This window comes from Stenotrophomonas rhizophila, assembly GCF_000661955.1.
Lineage (GTDB): Bacteria > Pseudomonadota > Gammaproteobacteria > Xanthomonadales > Xanthomonadaceae > Stenotrophomonas > Stenotrophomonas rhizophila.
The window spans coordinates 3,796,338-3,813,135 of the sequence record NZ_CP007597.1 but is presented as its reverse complement, the minus strand read 5'-3'; the positions used below and the strand labels follow the sequence as shown (position 1 = coordinate 3,813,135).

Genomic DNA, 16,798 nt, shown 5'->3' with positions numbered 1-16,798 from the left:
CCGTTGGTCGGTACGCCCCAACGCTGGTCGGTACACCCCACGCGCGCCCTACAACCCCCACTGCCGCCGCAACGCCTTCGCCTGCGGTGTGTCCTGCGACAACCACGGGTCCAGCGCATACACCAGCACGTGTTCGGCACCGCTGTCGCGCGCCCACGCCAGTTGGCGTTCAATCCGCGCCGCGTCGGCGGTTTCGCCCTTGAACTGGGTGCCGTCGTGGTTCTCACCGGGCAGTTCGCGGAACAACTCCACGATCGCATCGAACGCCACGCCGCGTTGTTTCAGCATCGCCAGCAACGGCTTGAGCTGCTGCACATTGCCGGCCCCGGCAACGCCCACGCCGTCCTGCACCATCGGCCGCAGCGGCACCTGGTCCAGCAGGCTGGCCCACACTGTCTCCAGGCGGCCGCTGGTCTGCAGGCGGCTGAAGTAGGTGGAGATGGCGCAGTCGCCGCAGTCGCCGCCGCGCGCCTGGGCCGCTGCATGCAGGCCGTGCAGCCACTGGCCCAGCCACTGCACGCGGGCCGGATCGGCCCAGTGGTACTGCTCGATCTCATACGGCAGGTACCAGCCGCCGAAGGCCTGAAGGCGTGCCCACGGTGCCTGCGCCAGCCACTGCTGGGCGCGCGCCAGGCTGCTGGCGAAGAAGGCCTGCAGCGCGGCGTCATCGCCGCCGATCGCCTGCCACCACGACTGCTCGAAGGGCAGCCCCACCCGCACCGTGATGCCCGCTTCGCCTGCGGCGGTGAACAACATGCGCAGGCCGGCATCGGACAGGTGCCAATCGCCTTCCGGCGCGCCGTGGATACCGGTCCACTGCAGCACCAGCTGCTTGCAGCCCAGGCGCTGGGCCAGCCCCACCGAGCGCTGCCAATCGGCCATGGTCCAGTCCAGGTGGCTGCGCCAGGGCTGCAGGAACGTGCCCTCTACCTGCACCGGCATCGAACAGCCGGGCAGGGTGGCCAGTGCACCCACGGCGGGCGCCAGCAGCGCGGCACGCAGCAGCCGGCGACGCAACGGCGAAGACAGATCGACAGGCAGGGGAGAATCGCTCATGCCCCATCATCCCAGAGCCGCGTTGCGTAGGGGTGAACCGCGGGGCGTGCGCCCTGGACGTGGATGATCGCGTTGCGTAGTGCAGGGCCGGCTTCGCTCATGCGTCATGCCGACATCGAACGTTGATCGGGTCACGGCAGTCGGCAGGGGCGCGACCCTACCGGGGGTGCGGCATGGTCACGGCGCAGTTGCAGGTGCAGTTGGAAGGGCCAACGCCAACGCCAACTCTGCCGCCGACTCGGACACCAAAATCGCCACCGAAATCGCCGTCGCCGTTGCTGGTAGGGTCGCGCCCCTGCCGACTGCCGACCCTCTGCCCACATCCGGGAATGGCATGACCTTTATCGAGATGATCGCGTTGCGTAGTGCAGGGCCGGCTTCGCCCCTGCGTCATGCCGACATCGAACGTTGATCGGGTCACGGCAGTCGGCAGGGGCGCGACCCTACCGGGGGTGCGGCATGGTCACGGCGCAGTTGCAGGTGCCAGCACCGACTCTGCCGCCGACTCGGACACCGAAATCGACACCGAAATCGCCACCGAAATCCCCACCGAAATCCCCACCGAAATCGCCGTCGCCGTTGCTGGTAGGGTCGCGCCCCTGCCGACTGCCGACCCTCTGCCCACATCCGGGAATGGCATGACCTTTATCGAGATGATCGGTTTCGACGTTGCAGAGCCGGCTTCGCCCCTGCGTCATGCCGACATCGAACGTTGATCGGGTCACGGCAATCGGCAGGGGCGCGACCCTACCGGGGGTGCGGCTTACTCCAGCGCGTAGCGCAGCACGAACAAGCCGGCCACCAGCCACACCGCCGGGTGCACGTCGCGCCATCGCCCGGTGCCGGCCTTGAGCACGGCATAGGCGACGAAGCCGAACGCCAGGCCGTTGGCAATGGAGTAGGTGAACGGCATCGCCAGCGCACACAATGCGGCCGGCACCGATTCGGTCAGGTCGCTCCAGTCCACGTCCACCAGCTCGCGCAGCATCAGCCCGGCCACGAACAGCAGGGCAGGGGCGGTGGCATAGCCGGGCACCATCGCCGCCAGCGGCGAAAACAGCAGTGCGGCCAGGAACAGCGCGGCCACCACCAGCGCGGTCAGGCCGGTGCGGCCACCGGCCTGCACGCCCGACGCGCTTTCGGCGAACGCGGTGGTGCTGCTGGTACCCAGCAACGAGCCGGCCACGATGGCGGTGCTGTCGGCCAGCAGCGCACGCCCGAAGCGCTTGGGCGCACCCGGCAGTTTCAGCAGCCCCGCACGCCCCACCACGCCGTACAGCGTGCCGGTGGCGTCGAACACTTCCACCAGCACGAACACCAGCACCACCTGCAGCAACACCGCAATCGGCGCGCCGCCGTTGTGGTGCAGCAGCCCGGGCAGGTCCAACTGCAGGAAGGTGGGGGCCAGGCTGGGCGGCAGCGACACCAGCCCATGGAACTGCACGTCACCGAGCAGCCACGCCGCGCCGGTGACGGCCAGAATGCCGATCAGGATCGCGCCGCGCACCTTGCGCGCTTCCAGGATCGCAATCAGCAGGAAGCCCGCCAGGGCCAGCAGCGGTGGGGCGGTATTGAGCGGGCCCAGCGCCACCAGCGTATCGGTGTTGGCGATGATCACCCCGGATTTCTGCAGCGCGATGATGGCCAGGAACAGGCCGATGCCCGCCACGATCGCCGCGCGCAGCGAGGGCGGAATGCCCGCCACCAGCCAGGCGCGCACGCCGGTGAGCGACAGCGCCAGGAACACCAGCCCGGAAATGAACACCGCCGCCAGCGCCTGCTGCCACGGCAGGCCGGCCGCGCCGACCACGGTGAAGGCGAAGAACGCGTTCAGGCCCATGCCCGGGGCCATGCCCACCGGGAAGTTGGCGGCGAACGCCATCACCAGCGAACCCAGTGCCGCGGCCAGGCAGGTGGCCACGAACACCGCGCCCGGGTCCATGCCGGTGGTGGCCAGGATGTCCGGGTTGACGAAGACGATGTAGGACATCGTCAGGAAGGTGGTCAGCCCGGCCAGCACCTCGGTGCGCACGGAGGTGCCGTGCTGCTGGAGCTGGAAGACGCGTTCGAACAGGGACATCGCAGATCTCTCGTGCCGGGGGCGCACTGCCTCGCCCAGGCGGACCTGCGGGTGCGTCGTGTGGCGGGTTAGAAGTGGTAATTCAACTTCAGCGTAACGCTGCTGTAGTCGGTATGGAAGCTGCGGCGGGCCGCGTCGGGGTAGTTCGGATCGTGCAGCTGCACCGGGCTGGAGCCCAGGTTGGTGTAGCGGTACTCAACGCCGGCGGACAGGCGCTCGTTGACCCGCACCAGCACGCCTGCGCCGACATTGACGCCGGTGGAGACATGGCGGGCGCCGGTCTCGAATTCCGCCACGCGGCAGCCATTGGTTGCCTCGACCAGCGATTTGTCGCAGCCCAAGGTGTATTCCTGGCGGGCCACGGTCACGCCGGTGGTCAGGTAGGGCAGCACCGGGCCGACCGCGTAGCCGAGCATCAGGTTGACCGACCCCGACCGGGTCACTGCGTCCTTGCCGTAGTACGGGCTGTGCGGGTGGTTTTCGCGGTCTTTCCAGTCGCGGTCGATGCTGCCGAAGGCAAGGCCGCCTTCGATGCCCACCACCACGTTGTTGTCGAACTGCCAGGTGCGGCCGGCCTGCACGCCGCCGGTGAACCCGCGCGGGCTTTTTTCAGAGGCGTTGGCGTTGCTGCGGTCCTGGCTCTTGCCTTCTGCATGGCTCGCCTGAACGCCCATGTAGCTGCCTTCCCAGTTCGCCGGGGCCGCCGCGGCGGTGCCCGACAGCAGCAGGGCTGCAGTACTCATGACCAGTGCTTTCATTGGTGGTGTCCTACGTTGGTCGCAACTGCGTGGGGTGCAATTGCGTGAGGTGCGTAGGAGACCTGAAGTCGTTATCTATGGATATGCAATTAGTTGCATCCTGCTGCCTATGGCTAGCGGTGGGTACCGACCCGAATGCAAAACGGCCGCGCAGTGCGCGGCCGTTTCTCGTTCCGTTACTTCAGCGCCTTGAAGCGCAGGCGCTTCGGTGCGGCGTCGTCGCCCATGCGGCGGCGCTTGTCTTCTTCGTACTCGCGGTAGTTGCCCTGGAAGAACTCCACGTGCGAGTCGCCTTCGAACGCCAGGATGTGGGTCGCGATGCGATCCAGGAACCAGCGGTCATGCGAAATCACGAAGGTGTTGCCCGGGAACTCCAGCAGCGCATCTTCCAGCGCACGCAGGGTTTCGATGTCCAGATCGTTGGACGGTTCATCGAGCAGCAGCACGTTGCCACCCTGCAGCAGGGTCTTGGCCATGTGCAGGCGGCCACGCTCACCACCGGACAGCGACCCCACCAGCTTCTGCTGGTCCTGGCCCTTGAAGTTGAAGCGGCCGATGTAGGCGCGCGACTGGATCTCAACGCCATTGATGTTGAGGATGTCCAGGCCGCCGGCGATTTCCTGGAAGACGTTGTGGTTGCCTTCCAGCGCGTCGCGGCTCTGGTCCACGTAGGACAGCTTGACGGTCGGGCCGACCACGATCTCGCCGGTATCGGGCTTCTCCTGGCCGGTGATCATCTTGAACAGGGTCGACTTACCGGCACCGTTGGGGCCGATGATGCCCACGATCGCGCCACCGGGCACCAGGAAGTTCAGGTCGTCGAACAGCAGGCGATCACCGAACTTCTTGGAGACGTTCTTGAACTCCATCACCGCATTGCCGAGGCGCTCGCCCGGCGGAATGAAGATTTCGTTGGTCTCGTTGCGCTTCTGGTAATCCACCGACTGCAGTTCTTCCAGGCGGGCCAGACGCGCCTTGCCCTTGGTACGGCCGCCCTTGGCGTTCTGCCGCGACCATTCCAGTTCCTTCTGGATCGCCTTCTGGCGGGACTTTTCCTGGTTGTCTTCCTGGCGCAGGCGGTCGTCCTTCTGGGTCAGCCAGTCGGTGTAGTTGCCCTTCCACGGAATGCCGCGGCCGCGATCCAGTTCCAGGATCCACTCGGCGGCGTTGTCCAGGAAGTAGCGATCATGGGTGACCGCCACGACGGTGCCGGTGTAGCGCGCCAGGAACTGTTCCAGCCATTCCACGGACTCGGCGTCCAGGTGGTTGGTCGGTTCATCGAGCAGCAGCATGTCCGGCTTCTGCAGCAGCAGGCGGCACAGCGCCACGCGGCGCTTTTCACCACCGGACAGGGTGCCGACCACGGCCTCCCACGGCGGCAGGCGCAGCGCATCGGCGGCCACGTCCAGCTGGTTTTCCAGGGTGTGCGCGTCGCCGGCGGCCAGGATCGCCTCCAGGCGCTCCTGTTCCTTGGCCAGCTTGTCGAAGTCGGCGCCTTCCTCGGCATAGGCCAGGTACACCGCGTCCAGCGCGGCCTGGGCCTGCAGCACTTCGCCCACGCCTTCCTCGACCGACTCGCGCACGGTCTTGGTCGGGTCCAGCTCCGGTTCCTGGGCCAGGTAGCCGACCTTGATGCCGGCCTGCGGGCGGGCTTCGCCCTCGAAGTCGGTATCCACGCCGGCCATGATCTTGAGCACCGTCGACTTGCCCGAGCCGTTCAGGCCCAGCAGGCCGATCTTGGCACCCGGGAAGAACGACAGCGAGATGTCCTTGATGATCTGCCGCTTGGGCGGGACCACCTTGCTGACGCGGTTCATGGTGTAGATGTATTGCGAGGACATGAGGTCTCCGAAGGCGCAACCCTGCGCCCGTTCCAGGCGGAACAGGAACAGATGAATAAAGGGGTACCCCCGATTATAGCCGGAAGCGATGACAGACGCCGGTCTGCCCATGGGGCGGGGCTTGCCGGGGCCTGAATGGGCCGTCAAAGCCGTTGAAATGGAAACCGTTTCCAGCCGGAAACCGTTCAGATGCCGTCAGCATGATGGAGCCATCAATCCACCAAGCGAGGCCAATCATGCGCATGAATCGATTTGTGGTCGGGGCCGTCGCCTCGCTGCTGGCCCTTGGCACGGTGGCACCGGCCTTCGCCGACAACGACCACCGCGGCCGTGGGCACGACCGCCATGATGACCGTCACGACCGCCGGCATGATCGCCACGACCGGCATGATCGCCGCGACTGGCGCGACGACCGCCGCCGCGAGGCCCACCATGACCGTCGCTACTACGACAACCGCGGGTATTACCGCCCGGCACCGCCGCCGCGCGTGGTCTATCGCCCGGCCCCGGGCTACGGCTCCTACGGCTGGGCGCGCGGCCACCGCTACCGCGAGTACTACGGCGGCCCGGTGTACGTGGTCAACGACTACAGCCGCTACTCGGTGCGCCGCCCGCCGCGTGACCACCACTGGATCCGCGACGACCGCGGCAACCTGCTGCTGGTCGCCATCGCCACCGGCATCATTGCCGACTACGTGATCAACAACCGGTAAGCCCGGCGGCAGGCACGCTGCCCGGCCTGGACGGCGCCCTTCGGGGCGCCGTTCCGCGTTCCGGGGCCCGCGCGCCCGGATTGGTCACCCCGCGCCGCGGGGACTACAATCCAGAGCTCGCGCTGTACCCCCTCTGCCTGCCTGGAGTAACCGATGTTCCCGCGTGACGTCCGCATCGAAACCTACGATCCCGAACTGGCCAAGGCCATCGCCGCCGAAACCCAGCGCCAGGAAGACCACGTCGAGCTGATCGCCAGCGAGAACTACACCAGCCCGGCGGTGATGGAAGCCCAGGGCAGCCAGCTGACCAACAAGTACGCTGAAGGCTACCCGGGCAAGCGCTACTACGGTGGCTGCGAGTACGTGGATATCGCCGAACAGCTGGCCATCGACCGCCTCAAGCAGCTGTTCGATGCCGACTACGCCAACGTGCAGCCGCACAGCGGTTCGCAGGCCAACCAGGCGGTGTACTTCGCGCTGCTGCAGCCGGGCGACACCATCCTGGGCATGAGCTTGGCCCACGGCGGCCACCTGACCCACGGCGCCAAGGTCAATGCGTCGGGCAAGCTCTTCAACGCGGTGCAGTACGGCGTGGACGAAGCCGGCCTGATCGACTACGACGAAGTGGAACGCCTGGCCGTCGAGCACAAGCCGAAGATGGTCGTTGCCGGTTTCTCGGCGTACTCGCAGGTGGTGGACTGGGCGCGCTTCCGCGCCATCGCCGACAAGGTCGGTGCCTACCTGTTCGTGGACATGGCGCACGTGGCTGGCCTGGTCGCCGCGGGCGTGTATCCGAGCCCGCTGCCGCACGCCCACGTGGTCACCTCGACCACCCACAAGACCCTGCGCGGCCCGCGCGGCGGCATCATCATCGCCAAGGGCGCTGACGAAGACCTGGTCAAGAAGCTGCAGTCGATCGTGTTCCCGGGCATCCAGGGCGGTCCGCTGATGCACGTCATCGCCGGCAAGGCCGTGGCCTTCAAGGAAGCGCTGGAACCGGCCTTCAAGACCTACCAGCAGCAGGTGGTCAAGAACGCCCAGGCGATGGCCAACACGCTCATCGCGCGCGGCTACAAGATCGTCTCCGGCGGTACCCAGAACCACCTGATGCTGGTCGACATGATCGGCAAGGATGTGTCGGGCAAGGACGCCGAAGCCGCCCTCGGCAAGGCCCACATCACCGTCAACAAGAACTCGGTGCCCAACGACCCGCGGTCGCCGTTCGTGACCTCCGGCCTGCGCCTGGGTACCCCGGCCGTCACCACCCGTGGCTACCTGGAGCAGGACTGCGTGGACCTGGCCAACTGGATCGCCGACGTGCTCGACGCCCCGGCTGACGAGGCCGTGATCGCCCGCGTGCGTGATGCGGTGAGCGCCCAGTGCGCGAAGTACCCGGTCTACGGTTGATCGATCTGTTCGATCAGCGCCGTTTCTACCTGGCCGTGGCAGCCCTGTTCGGAGTGCCCGGCCTGGTCCTCGGCGCGACGCTGGCCGGCCTGGGGGTGGTGGCCGGCGCGGGTCAGACACAGCTCGGCGGGTTGCCGCCGCCCCTGCTCACCGTGGGGTGGGCACTGTCCGGACTGCTCGGGCTTCTCGCGTGGGTCCGGCTGAGCTGGGCCTGGGTGAGCGCCGGACGGGACGGCCTGCAGTGGCCGCATGGGTCATGGTGGTGGCTGCTGGGCCTGGGCGTTGCCGCTGCACTGGCCCTGGTCGGTGTGGTGGTGCTCGATATCGGGCCGGGGCGCGGGAATGCCTACCTGCTGCTGCTGGCCGGGCCGCCGGTGCTCGTTCCCACCGCCGTCCTGTACGTGCAGCGAAACCGTGGCAGGCAGGAACGCCTGCAATGAGCGCTGGGCGCACGCGGCACCGTCCGTGCATCCGGTAGTCGATGCATCGGCAAGTCGTGATCGCCGCCAGCGCCTTCTCTATGCCGCGCTGGCGGTGCTGTTGGGTGGCCCCAGCGTTCTGTTGGGCGGGGCGCTTGCGGCCATGGGCATGGTGGGCACCGTGGCGTCACTGGCCGACGGCACCGTCGCGCTTCCCGGCCAGGCACTGATGCTGGTATGGGGGATGGCCGGTCTCGCCGGCTGCATTGCCTGGTTGGGGCTCAGCTGCAGCTATCTGCTGGAAGGACGCAGCGCACTGCGCACCCGCAGCCGTGCCCAGTGGGCGGCGCTGCTGCTGGGCATGCTCGCCAGCCTGCCGATGCTGGGCATCGGGCTCTGGTTGGGGTTCACCCACGGCAGCGAAGCGTTCGGCCTGCTGCTGGCGGGACCTTCGCTGCTGGTTCCGGCCGGCATACTGTGCCGATTGCGACCCCGCGCCTGAGGGCCGCGCGAGGGACCGTTACGCGCCAGCGCAGATCGAAACGTGGCGACGATAGCCGCGAAGAACTCGACGCGCGCAATGTGTGCAGCGGCTTCGATCGCGCGCGGCAGAATTCTGTACCGGGTGCAGCCGGCTGGTCAGGCACAGGTGATTTTCGGATTAATTGCATATTCGAGCGCGGGCGATTGGTTCTAGCGTCGCCCGAAGCCGTGACGTGCGGCTGTTTCGAGGCAGAACACGTGACGTATCCCGTCCCTCCGCAGTTGATTCCCTCGCCTTCCCGGTATCAGATCGGTTTCGCCGTCCATCTGCTGGCAGTAGGTCTGCCCTTGATGCTCGTCTCGTTGTCGTGCTTCGTGACGATCGTGCCGTTGGCCGCCTTTGAAGGCGGTGTTTCGCTGGTCGGACTGCGGCGGGGCTTCCTGGCGTGGTACGGCACGGTGCTGGCGGGCGCTGCGGCGATGGCGCGGCTGGGCTGGGACTGGTTAGTGCGGCGCCGGCCGCTGCGGCAAGGCAGCGCCCGGGCCTGGTGGTTCCTGCTGGCCGCGCTGCTGGTGCAGGCCGTGACGTGGTGGGCCATGCTGCGGTTCGGCAGCGGCCTGGAGTCCAGCCAGTACGGGCGTTACCTGTGGGCCGGCACGCCGCTGGCCGGTTGCGCGGCGCACCTGGCCTGGCTGCGGTGGCGGGAGGGGGCCGGGACGATGACCCTGCGCACCTGATATTTGTGCGGGCTGTCCTTCTCAGGTACCGTTGCGACGCTGCCGTGACCACGGCATGACGTTTTCCTGATGCAAGGCGTTCCATGTACTGTCCGTTCTGCCAGCATGCCGATACCCGTGTAATCGACTCGCGCGTCTCTGAAGACGGGGCGACGATCCGGCGTCGGCGTGAGTGCGAGGCCTGCAACGAACGCTTCAGCACCCTGGAAACCATCGAGTTGAAACTGCCGGCCATCGTCAAGAGCGACGGCAGCCGCGAAGCCTTCGACGCGCGCAAGGTGCGCAGTGGCTTCGATCGCGCGCTGCAGAAGCGCCCGGTGCCCGAAGACGAAATCGAACTGGCGGTGCGTGCGGTGATGCAGCAGGCACGTGTCTGCGGCGAACGCGAAATCCCGTCGATCAAGATCGGCGAGTTCGTCATGAATGAACTGCGCAAGCTCGACCATGTCGGCTATGTGCGTTTCGCCTCGGTGTACCGCAGCTTCGGCGACGTGGCCGATTTCCGCGAGGAAATCGAAAAACTCGAACGCGACCTGCCGGCCAGCACCGAGCAACTGCAGCTGCTGGGCGGTGTGATTCCGCTGGAAAAGAAAAAGAAGGGCTGATGCCGGCCGCCTCGCGGCGACCCTGGCTGGGCTACCATCGGCGCTGCACGCCTGCCGCCGACTGATCATTGCCATGACTGAATTTTCCGCGCTCGACCACCTGCACATGGCCCAGGCGCTGCGTCTGGCCGAACGGGCGGCGTACACCGCGCGGCCCAATCCCATGGTGGGCTGTGTGATCGCCCACGGCAGCGAGGTGGTAGGGCAGGGTTGGCACCAGCGCACCGGTGGCCCGCACGCCGAAGTCTTTGCACTGCGCGAGGCCGGCGACCGCGCGCGGGGTGCCACCGCCTACGTCACCCTGGAACCTTGCGCGCACCACGGCCGCACCCCGCCCTGCGCGTTGGCGCTGATCGAAGCAGGTATCACCCGCGTGGTGGCGGCGATGCGCGATCCCTTCCCGAAGGTCGATGGCGGCGGCTTCGTGCTGCTGCGGGAAGCGGGGATCGAGGTTGCCGAAGGCCTCATGGCCGCGCAGGCGCGCGACCTCAACCGCGGGTTCCTGTCGCGCATCGAGCGCGGCCGGCCGTGGCTGCGGGTGAAGCTGGCCGCCAGCCTGGATGGCCGCACCGCGATGGCCGACGGCACATCAAAGTGGATCACCGGCGCGGCCGCGCGCGAGGACGTGCAGCACTGGCGCGCGCGTGCGGGTGCCATCCTGACCGGCGCGGACACCGTGCTGGCCGACGACCCGATGCTGACCGTGCGCCTGCCCGACACCGAGGTGCTGCCGCCACTGCGCGTGATACTCGATTCACGCCTGCGCTCGCTGGAATGCGCGCGCGTGCGCGGAGGAAAGGGTCGCGCGCTGTACCTGCACGAGGCGGCAGTGAGTGCGCCGGACGCGGCCGATGCGGACTTTGCCAGCGTGGCCAGCCGCGAGGGTCGCCTCGACCTGGGCGCGGTGCTGGCGCTGTTGGCCGCGCGCGAGATCAACGAAGTGCACACCGAAGCCGGTGCGACGCTGGCCGGCGCATTGCTGGCCGGCGGCTGGGTGGATGAGCTGCTGCTCTACCAGGCGCCCACGTTGCTGGGCGAACACGGCTTGCCGCTGCTGTCCGGGCTGGGCATCCATGCGATGGAGCAGCAGCGTCGGATGCGCGTGGTGGACCAGCGCCAGGTGGGCGACGACCTGCGGCTGCTGCTGCGGCCCTGATCCGGGGATCAGGGCCGGCTTTCATCTCAACGGCAGGCGTCGGTCCACATCATTTCGGCAATCGAGCGCAGCGCCTTGCACTCCTGCACCATGGCCTCCACCGATTGGGTCTGGGCCTTGTCCCGCAACTCGTCGGCCATCGCATCCACGCCATTGAGCTGCTCCGGCGCGATCTTCGCCACGCACTGCCGGTGCTGCTGCAACAACAGGTCGCAGCTGGCCACGCCGGTCAGCGTCGGCGCGTGCTTCGCGGCAGCTTCCTGCTGCCACGCATCGAACGGCAGCAGCGCCTCCACCACCGGCGCCACCAGCGCGTCGAGGTTGCCGCTGTACCAGTAACCGTTGTCCTTGGCCGGGTACAGATCCACGCTGCCGCGTACCTCGCGGCGCGGACCGCTGCTGACCGCCGCCACGTAGCCGTCGGTGAAGCGCTTCAGCCCGGCCGGGGTGTTGTCGGCCACGCTGGCATCGAACAGGGGGCGCAGGCCATCCAGTACGGTCACCTGGCAGGTGAAGTCGACCGTGGCGACCTTCGCGCCGTCCACGGCGTCGTTGTCGCGCAGGGTGCTGCCCTGCGCGCGGCACCGGGTCTTGCCCAGGTTGGCCGCGACCACGGCAGGCATCGCCTCGATACGCGCGTTGTCGCTGCCTGCTGCCGCGAGCAGGCCCTGCAGCGGTGCGGCGAGCGCACCGGCGAACGCGCCCTTGTTGAATTCAAGCGAGTCCTGGCCATCGAAGGCAGGGCGCAGCGCGTCGTTGAGCGTGCGCGCCGCCGCGGCGTCGTCTTCCAGCATCACCCGGGCATACAGGTCGAAGGTCTGCTCGGGCGTCAGCGGTGCCGGTGCAGCGGCAGTGGCCAGCAGCGGCATGCACAGCAACAGGGAGGTGGCCAGTACGTGGCGGGTTTTCATGGCGGTCAGCGTCCAATGCAGGGCGCGGAAGCCTAGCGCATTTCACCGCTACATCGATGACGCGCCGGAGAAGAACCGGAAAAAGGTGCTTCGCCCTTCTGAGGGGCAGGCAGAAACGTGCTTTGACGCTTTCCAGGCGCGGCCGTCGGCGGGTCGGGCACTGGGCCCCCATGCCCTTTCCGGCGAATGTCCCCCGGCGTCGGCCTGCGGCCGCCACCTCCTCCTTTATTTCGCCTCCAAGGGCATGGGGGCCCAGCGCCCGACCCACCGCCCAGCGTCAGAAAAGCGTGGCGTCCACCTGCGCACCGCAAGCCGAGCCCCGTAGCAGCCGGTAGGCTCCTGGGCAAAATAAAGGAGGAGGCCGCCCAGCGGCCGGGGGACGTTTGCACCAGGGGCCTACCGGCTGCTACGGGGCCCTCACGCTCGCGACCGGCCGAATCGGAGACGCCAGCCGGCCTGCCCCCGGCTATCCGCGTCGCGGCGTGGTCACTCTGCGACGGCCTTGCAACAAGACGCTCCGCTCAGATGGGCGAAGAAGCAAAAAAAAACGGGCCCCTTTCGGGACCCGTTCGATCACGGCGCAGCGGCGAACCGCTGCAGCCCGATCAGAAACTCGCGCGCACGCCCACCGAATACTGGGTGACTTCGTCGTACGCCTGCACTTCGCCCACCAGACCCCAGGTCGGGGTGAAGTTGACCTGGCCACCAAGGGTGCCGGTCCAGGTGCCGTCCATGTCGCTGCCGTCGATGTAACCGGCCTTCAACCAGGCTTCGGTACGCGGCGAGGGCTTGCCACGCACGCCCAGGGTGGCGCGGGCAGCGTTGGTGTGTTCCTTGAAGCGCTCGGTGTCGAAGCCGTCGGCTTCGTACTTGGCTTCGTTGTTGATGCGCAGCCAGGCGATGTCGGTGGTGAAGTCGACGCGGTCGCTCATCGGCATGTGGTAGCCGATGCCCAGCTCCGGCTGCTTCAGCTCCTGCTTGACGCGCACGTCATAGCTGCCCAGGTCGTAGGTGTTGGTCTTGGACACGGTGCTGTAGGCACCGAACACATGCACCTGTTCGGCGATGGCGAACGAGCCGCGGACGTAACCGCCGTCCAGCTTCGGCTTGGAGGGAGCGCCATTACGGTCCAGCTGCAGCTGGGTCCAGCCACCTTCCACGTAGGTGTAGCTCAGGCCTTCGGCCGCAACGGCGGAAAGCGGGGCGGCGGCCAGCAGGGCGGCGGCCAGGAGAATCTTGCGCATGCAGGTTCCTTGGGTGGTGTTGAGGTCCATTTCAGCCGACCCATCAATGGGCGACAGGAGCGGCGATCACTGCCGCGCGAGCGGATTTTAACCAGAACTTCACAAAAAGCGAGCAGTCAGGTTGCCCTGTTACAATGGCCGCGCCGGCTCGCCGGTACACAAACGTCTTCAGGGCGGGGTGCGATTCCCCACCGGCGGTAGGTGCGCAAGCACGAGCCCGCGAGCGCTTCCGGCCCCGCCGGAAGGTCAGCAGATCCGGTCCAATGCCGGAGCCGACGGTATAGTCCGGATGAAAGAAGACGGTGCGACCGGGCCTTGGGCTCGGTGTGCACCTATATGCCTTGCGGCGTTTTTCGCTCACTTTTCGCGGAGAACGTTCCTTGTTTACTGGAATCATCGAAGGCGTCGGCCGTCTGGCCGCACGCGACACCCTCGGCGGCGACGTCCGCTTTACCTTCAACGTGGGCACCCTGCCGTTCGACAACGTGCAGATGGGCGAGAGCATCGCCATCAATGGCGTCTGCCTGACCGTCATCGCCCACGACGCCACGTCCTTCCAGGCCGACGCGTCCACTGAAACCCTCGGCCTGACCACGCTGGGCCAGCTGGCCGACGGCGCGGTGATCAACCTCGAACGCGCCATGCGCCCGACCGACCGCCTCGGCGGCCACCTGGTCAGCGGCCATGTCGACGGCCTGGGCCAGGTGCTCTCCATCCATAACGACGCCCGCGCCCAGCGCTGGCGCTTCGCCGCGCCGCCCGCGCTGCTGCGCTACATCGCCAAGAAGGGCTCGATCTGCGTGGACGGCGTCAGCCTGACCGTCAACGAGGTGGATGCGCAGGGCTTCGAGGTCGCGCTGATCCCGCACACCGTGGCCAATACCGCTTTCGCCGCCACCGGCGTGGGCAGCGCGGTCAACCTGGAAATCGACCTGGTGGCCCGCTACGTGGAACGCCTGATCAGTGTGCCGGCCACCGGTTCGCACGTACAAGGAGATGCGGCATGAACTTCGCCCCCATTCCGGAGATCCTGGAAGACATCCGCCTCGGCCGCATGGTGGTCATCGTCGATGACGAAGACCGCGAGAACGAAGGCGACCTGATCATGGCCGCCGAGCTGGTCAAGCCGTCGGACATCAACTTCATGGTCACCCACGGCCGTGGCCTGGTGTGCCTGCCGCTCACCCGCGAGCGCGCCGCCGACCTCGGCCTGGCGCCGATGGTCCAGGCCAACACCGCGCAGTTCCAGACCAACTTCACGGTCAGCATCGAGGCGGCCGAGGGCGTTACCACCGGCATCTCGGCCTACGACCGCGCCCACACCATCCGCACCGCGGTGAAGCCGGACGCCAAGCCGGCCGACCTGCACCAGCCGGGCCACATCTTCCCGCTGATCGCCCAGCCGGGCGGCGTGCTTACCCGCGCCGGTCACACCGAAGCGGGCGTGGACCTGGCCATGCTGGCCGGGCTGGAGCCGGCCGGCGTGCTGGTGGAGATCCTCAACCCCGACGGCAGCATGGCGCGCCGCCCGGAGCTGGAGGTGTTCGCCCGCGAGCACGGCCTGAAGATGGGCTCGATCGCCGACCTGATCGCCTACCGCCTGGCCACCGAGAAGACGGTCGAACGCGTGGACGAGCGCGAGATCGACACCGAGTTCGGCCCCTTCAAGCTGGTCACCTACCGCGACCGCATCGCCCACGACCTGCATTTCGCCCTGGTCCGTGGCACCCCGGACACCGAGCCCACCCTGGTGCGGGTGCAGGTGGAGAACCCGCTGGCCGACCTGCTGCACTGGCGCCGCGACGACTTCGGCGTGGCCTCCACCGACGCCCTGCGCGCCATTGCCGCCGCCGAGCGCGGCGTGATGGTGGTGCTGTCGGCCCCGCGCGACACCAACAGCCTGCTGGCCCGCCTGCGCCAACAGCCGGCCCCGGTGACCCCGGGCAAGGACAAGGATGTGAGCCAGTGGCGCCGCAACGGCGCCGGTGCGCAGATCCTGTCCGACCTCGGCCTGGGCAAGCTGCGCGTGCTGGGCACCCCCCGCCGCCAGATCGGCCTGGCCGGCTACGGGCTGGAAGTAGTGGAAACGGTCACCCCCTGACCGCCCGCCCGTAGAGCCGGGCTCTGCCCGGCTACCCACCGCCCCACCACGTAACGCAAGCCGGGCAGAGCCCGGCTCTACGGGGCCATGCAATGTCAGCCGGGCAGAGCCCGGCGCTACGCGGCCATGGCCGCCGGCCCTTGTCCGGCGTAACTGGCCCGCCCGCGTTAAACTAGTCAACCTTTTGGACCCCACGCCGAACATGAGCCACTACGAAGGCGACCTCCGTACTCCGGAAAAGGCCCGTTTCGCCATCCTCGCCAGCCGCTGGAATGCCCGCATCACCGACGTACTGGTCGCTGGCGCGCGGCAGAGCCTGGCCGGCAACGGCATCGACGAAGCCGCCATCGACGTGATCCGTGTGCCCGGCGCATGGGAACTGCCGCTGGTGGCCGCCCGCCTGGCCGCCGCGCACGAACATGCCGCGATCATCGCCCTGGGCTGTGTGATCCGCGGCGACACCCGCCACTACGAACACGTGGCCGATGGCTGCGCCGAAGGCCTGATGCGCGTGCAGCTGGATTTCGGCGTGCCGGTGCTCAATGGCGTGCTCGCCGTGGAACGCGCCGAGGATGCCGAGGCCCGTGCCGGCGGCAGCCATGGCAACAAGGGTGAGGAAGCCGCACTGACGGCGTTGGAAATGGTCAATCTTCTGGAGCAGTTGCCGTGAACAAGTCGAACCCGGGCAAGCCCTCCGGTAAACCCGTCCGCCGTGATGGCATCGACCCCGTGCTGCGCTCGCGCGCGCGCCGTCGTGCCCTGCAGGCGATCTATGCGTGGCAGATTTCCGGTGGCAACGCGCAGACCGTGATTGCCCAGTTCGCGCACGAGCAGGCACGTGAAATCGCCGACCTGGCCTATTTTGAAGCGCTGATCCACGGCGTGCTGGACAACCGCAAGGACCTGGACGAGGCACTGACCCCGTACCTGGACCGCAGCATCGACGAAGTGGACGCCATCGAACGCGCCGCGCTGCGCGTGGCCGCCTTCGAAATGCGCTACCGCCTGGACGTGCCGTACCGCGTGGTCATCAACGAAGCCATCGAGTCGGCCAAGCGCTTCGGCTCCGAGCATGGCCACACCTACGTCAACGGCGTGCTGGACCGCGCGGCCGTGGAATGGCGCAAGGTCGAATCGGGTCACTGACCCGCCGGTGGTAATGACCCGCCGGTGGTAATGCCCCGCCGGTGATAATGACCCGCCGGTGGCAACGACCCGCCGGTGGTGATGACCCGCCGGTGGTAATGACCCGTCTGGTAGTGCCGGCCGCTGGCCGGCAACCGCCG

Annotated in this window: 18 protein-coding genes and 1 riboswitch; of the genes, 12 read left to right on the top strand and 6 right to left on the bottom strand. The window is 67.7% G+C overall.

What is annotated here, in order from left to right; all coding sequences use genetic code 11:
- Nucleotides 1-48: 48 nt before the first annotated feature.
- On the bottom strand, nt 49-1,056 hold the full coding sequence (locus DX03_RS16725) for a DUF4434 domain-containing protein (protein WP_185753376.1): 1,008 nt from the start codon (nt 1,054-1,056) through the stop codon (nt 49-51).
- A 392-nt stretch (nt 1,057-1,448) separates the two neighbouring features.
- On the opposite strand from DX03_RS16725, the gene DX03_RS21265 reads away from it, so the two are divergent.
- Nucleotides 1,449-1,772 (top strand): hypothetical protein, encoded by a 324-nt coding sequence (locus DX03_RS21265; protein ID WP_038690536.1) that lies wholly within the window; start codon nt 1,449-1,451, stop codon nt 1,770-1,772.
- A 47-nt stretch (nt 1,773-1,819) separates the two neighbouring features.
- On the opposite strand, the gene DX03_RS16715 is transcribed toward DX03_RS21265, so the two are convergent.
- From DX03_RS16715 to ettA, 3 genes are all read right to left on the bottom strand, one after another.
- Complete coding sequence (locus DX03_RS16715; RefSeq protein ID WP_038690535.1) at nt 1,820-3,136, bottom strand: NCS2 family permease; 1,317 nt, start codon at nt 3,134-3,136, stop codon at nt 1,820-1,822.
- Between the two features lie 68 nt (nt 3,137-3,204).
- Nucleotides 3,205-3,879, bottom strand: a complete 675-nt coding sequence (locus DX03_RS16710) for an outer membrane protein (protein WP_185753375.1) — start codon at nt 3,877-3,879, stop codon at nt 3,205-3,207.
- 191 nt (nt 3,880-4,070) lie between these two features.
- A complete protein-coding gene (ettA, locus tag DX03_RS16705; protein WP_038690533.1) occupies nt 4,071-5,735 on the bottom strand; it encodes an energy-dependent translational throttle protein EttA in 1,665 nt (554 codons plus the stop codon).
- Nucleotides 5,736-5,971: 236 nt separating this feature from the next.
- Here ettA and DX03_RS16700 point away from each other — a divergent pair, with 236 nt between their 5' ends.
- The 7 genes from DX03_RS16700 (at nt 5,972) to ribD (ending at nt 11,256) form a co-directional block, all read left to right on the top strand.
- On the top strand, nt 5,972-6,448 hold the full coding sequence (locus tag DX03_RS16700; protein WP_038690532.1) for an RcnB family protein: 477 nt from the start codon (nt 5,972-5,974) through the stop codon (nt 6,446-6,448).
- A gap of 153 nt (nt 6,449-6,601) precedes the next feature.
- The gene (glyA, locus tag DX03_RS16695; protein WP_038690531.1) at nt 6,602-7,855 is read left to right on the top strand and encodes a serine hydroxymethyltransferase; all 1,254 of its coding nucleotides are present in this window, start codon (nt 6,602-6,604) and stop codon (nt 7,853-7,855) included.
- Nucleotides 7,852-8,295, top strand: coding sequence for a hypothetical protein (locus tag DX03_RS16690; protein ID WP_051598893.1), 444 nt, complete (start codon nt 7,852-7,854; stop codon nt 8,293-8,295). The genes glyA and DX03_RS16690 overlap by 4 nt, the downstream gene beginning before the upstream one ends.
- 25 nt (nt 8,296-8,320) lie before the next feature.
- Nucleotides 8,321-8,776 carry a hypothetical protein gene (locus DX03_RS16685; RefSeq protein ID WP_038690530.1) on the top strand — a complete coding sequence of 152 codons (456 nt, stop codon included), beginning with the start codon at nt 8,321-8,323 and terminating at the stop codon, nt 8,774-8,776.
- Between the two features lie 239 nt (nt 8,777-9,015).
- On the top strand, nt 9,016-9,495 hold the full coding sequence (locus tag DX03_RS16680; protein ID WP_185753374.1) for a hypothetical protein: 480 nt from the start codon (nt 9,016-9,018) through the stop codon (nt 9,493-9,495).
- An 83-nt stretch (nt 9,496-9,578) separates the two neighbouring features.
- Nucleotides 9,579-10,100: a transcriptional regulator NrdR gene (gene nrdR / locus DX03_RS16675; RefSeq protein WP_038690528.1), complete on the top strand. Its 522-nt coding sequence runs from the start codon at nt 9,579-9,581 to the stop codon at nt 10,098-10,100.
- A gap of 73 nt (nt 10,101-10,173) precedes the next feature.
- Complete coding sequence (gene ribD, locus DX03_RS16670) at nt 10,174-11,256, top strand: bifunctional diaminohydroxyphosphoribosylaminopyrimidine deaminase/5-amino-6-(5-phosphoribosylamino)uracil reductase RibD (RefSeq protein WP_038690527.1); 1,083 nt, start codon at nt 10,174-10,176, stop codon at nt 11,254-11,256.
- A 26-nt stretch (nt 11,257-11,282) separates the two neighbouring features.
- On the opposite strand, the gene DX03_RS16665 is transcribed toward ribD, so the two are convergent.
- Together DX03_RS16665 and DX03_RS16660 are read right to left on the bottom strand one after the other, a co-directional pair.
- A complete protein-coding gene (locus DX03_RS16665; protein ID WP_038690526.1) occupies nt 11,283-12,167 on the bottom strand; it encodes a hypothetical protein in 885 nt (294 codons plus the stop codon).
- Nucleotides 12,168-12,772: 605 nt separating this feature from the next.
- Nucleotides 12,773-13,411 carry an outer membrane beta-barrel protein gene (locus tag DX03_RS16660; RefSeq protein ID WP_038692510.1) on the bottom strand — a complete coding sequence of 213 codons (639 nt, stop codon included), beginning with the start codon at nt 13,409-13,411 and terminating at the stop codon, nt 12,773-12,775.
- A 160-nt stretch (nt 13,412-13,571) separates the two neighbouring features.
- Nucleotides 13,572-13,716: riboswitch (FMN riboswitch) on the top strand.
- A gap of 75 nt (nt 13,717-13,791) precedes the next feature.
- Between DX03_RS16660 and DX03_RS16655 the strand changes: the two genes are divergently transcribed.
- The 4 genes from DX03_RS16655 to nusB all read left to right on the top strand — a co-directional run bounded on the left by DX03_RS16655 (nt 13,792) and on the right by nusB (nt 16,658).
- Nucleotides 13,792-14,418 carry a riboflavin synthase gene (locus DX03_RS16655; RefSeq protein WP_038690525.1) on the top strand — a complete coding sequence of 209 codons (627 nt, stop codon included), beginning with the start codon at nt 13,792-13,794 and terminating at the stop codon, nt 14,416-14,418.
- Nucleotides 14,415-15,512, top strand: a complete 1,098-nt coding sequence (gene ribB, locus DX03_RS16650) for a 3,4-dihydroxy-2-butanone-4-phosphate synthase (RefSeq protein ID WP_038690524.1) — start codon at nt 14,415-14,417, stop codon at nt 15,510-15,512. Before DX03_RS16655 ends, ribB begins: the two co-directional genes overlap by 4 nt.
- A 202-nt stretch (nt 15,513-15,714) precedes the next feature.
- On the top strand, nt 15,715-16,182 hold the full coding sequence (ribH, locus tag DX03_RS16645) for a 6,7-dimethyl-8-ribityllumazine synthase (protein ID WP_038690522.1): 468 nt from the start codon (nt 15,715-15,717) through the stop codon (nt 16,180-16,182).
- Nucleotides 16,179-16,658 carry a transcription antitermination factor NusB gene (gene nusB / locus DX03_RS16640; RefSeq protein ID WP_038690521.1) on the top strand — a complete coding sequence of 160 codons (480 nt, stop codon included), beginning with the start codon at nt 16,179-16,181 and terminating at the stop codon, nt 16,656-16,658. The genes ribH and nusB overlap by 4 nt, the downstream gene beginning before the upstream one ends.
- Nucleotides 16,659-16,798 lie beyond the last annotated feature (140 nt).

What these genes read in the sequence shown, in the direction of transcription:
- ribB (WP_038690524.1), top strand. Translation starts at nt 14,415, where the DNA reads ATGAACTTCGCCCCCATTCCGGAGATCCTGGAAGACATCCGCCTCGGC.
- ribH (WP_038690522.1), top strand. Translation starts at nt 15,715, where the DNA reads ATGAGCCACTACGAAGGCGACCTCCGTACTCCGGAAAAGGCCCGTTTC.
- glyA (WP_038690531.1), top strand. Translation starts at nt 6,602, where the DNA reads ATGTTCCCGCGTGACGTCCGCATCGAAACCTACGATCCCGAACTGGCC.
- ettA (WP_038690533.1), bottom strand. Translation starts at nt 5,735, where the DNA reads ATGTCCTCGCAATACATCTACACCATGAACCGCGTCAGCAAGGTGGTC.
- DX03_RS21265 (WP_038690536.1), top strand. Translation starts at nt 1,449, where the DNA reads ATGCCGACATCGAACGTTGATCGGGTCACGGCAGTCGGCAGGGGCGCG.
- DX03_RS16725 (WP_185753376.1), bottom strand. Translation starts at nt 1,056, where the DNA reads ATGAGCGATTCTCCCCTGCCTGTCGATCTGTCTTCGCCGTTGCGTCGC.
- DX03_RS16715 (WP_038690535.1), bottom strand. Translation starts at nt 3,136, where the DNA reads ATGTCCCTGTTCGAACGCGTCTTCCAGCTCCAGCAGCACGGCACCTCC.
- DX03_RS16660 (WP_038692510.1), bottom strand. Translation starts at nt 13,411, where the DNA reads ATGCGCAAGATTCTCCTGGCCGCCGCCCTGCTGGCCGCCGCCCCGCTT.
- nrdR (WP_038690528.1), top strand. Translation starts at nt 9,579, where the DNA reads ATGTACTGTCCGTTCTGCCAGCATGCCGATACCCGTGTAATCGACTCG.
- DX03_RS16700 (WP_038690532.1), top strand. Translation starts at nt 5,972, where the DNA reads ATGCGCATGAATCGATTTGTGGTCGGGGCCGTCGCCTCGCTGCTGGCC.
- DX03_RS16665 (WP_038690526.1), bottom strand. Translation starts at nt 12,167, where the DNA reads ATGAAAACCCGCCACGTACTGGCCACCTCCCTGTTGCTGTGCATGCCG.
- DX03_RS16710 (WP_185753375.1), bottom strand. Translation starts at nt 3,879, where the DNA reads ATGAGTACTGCAGCCCTGCTGCTGTCGGGCACCGCCGCGGCGGCCCCG.
- ribD (WP_038690527.1), top strand. Translation starts at nt 10,174, where the DNA reads ATGACTGAATTTTCCGCGCTCGACCACCTGCACATGGCCCAGGCGCTG.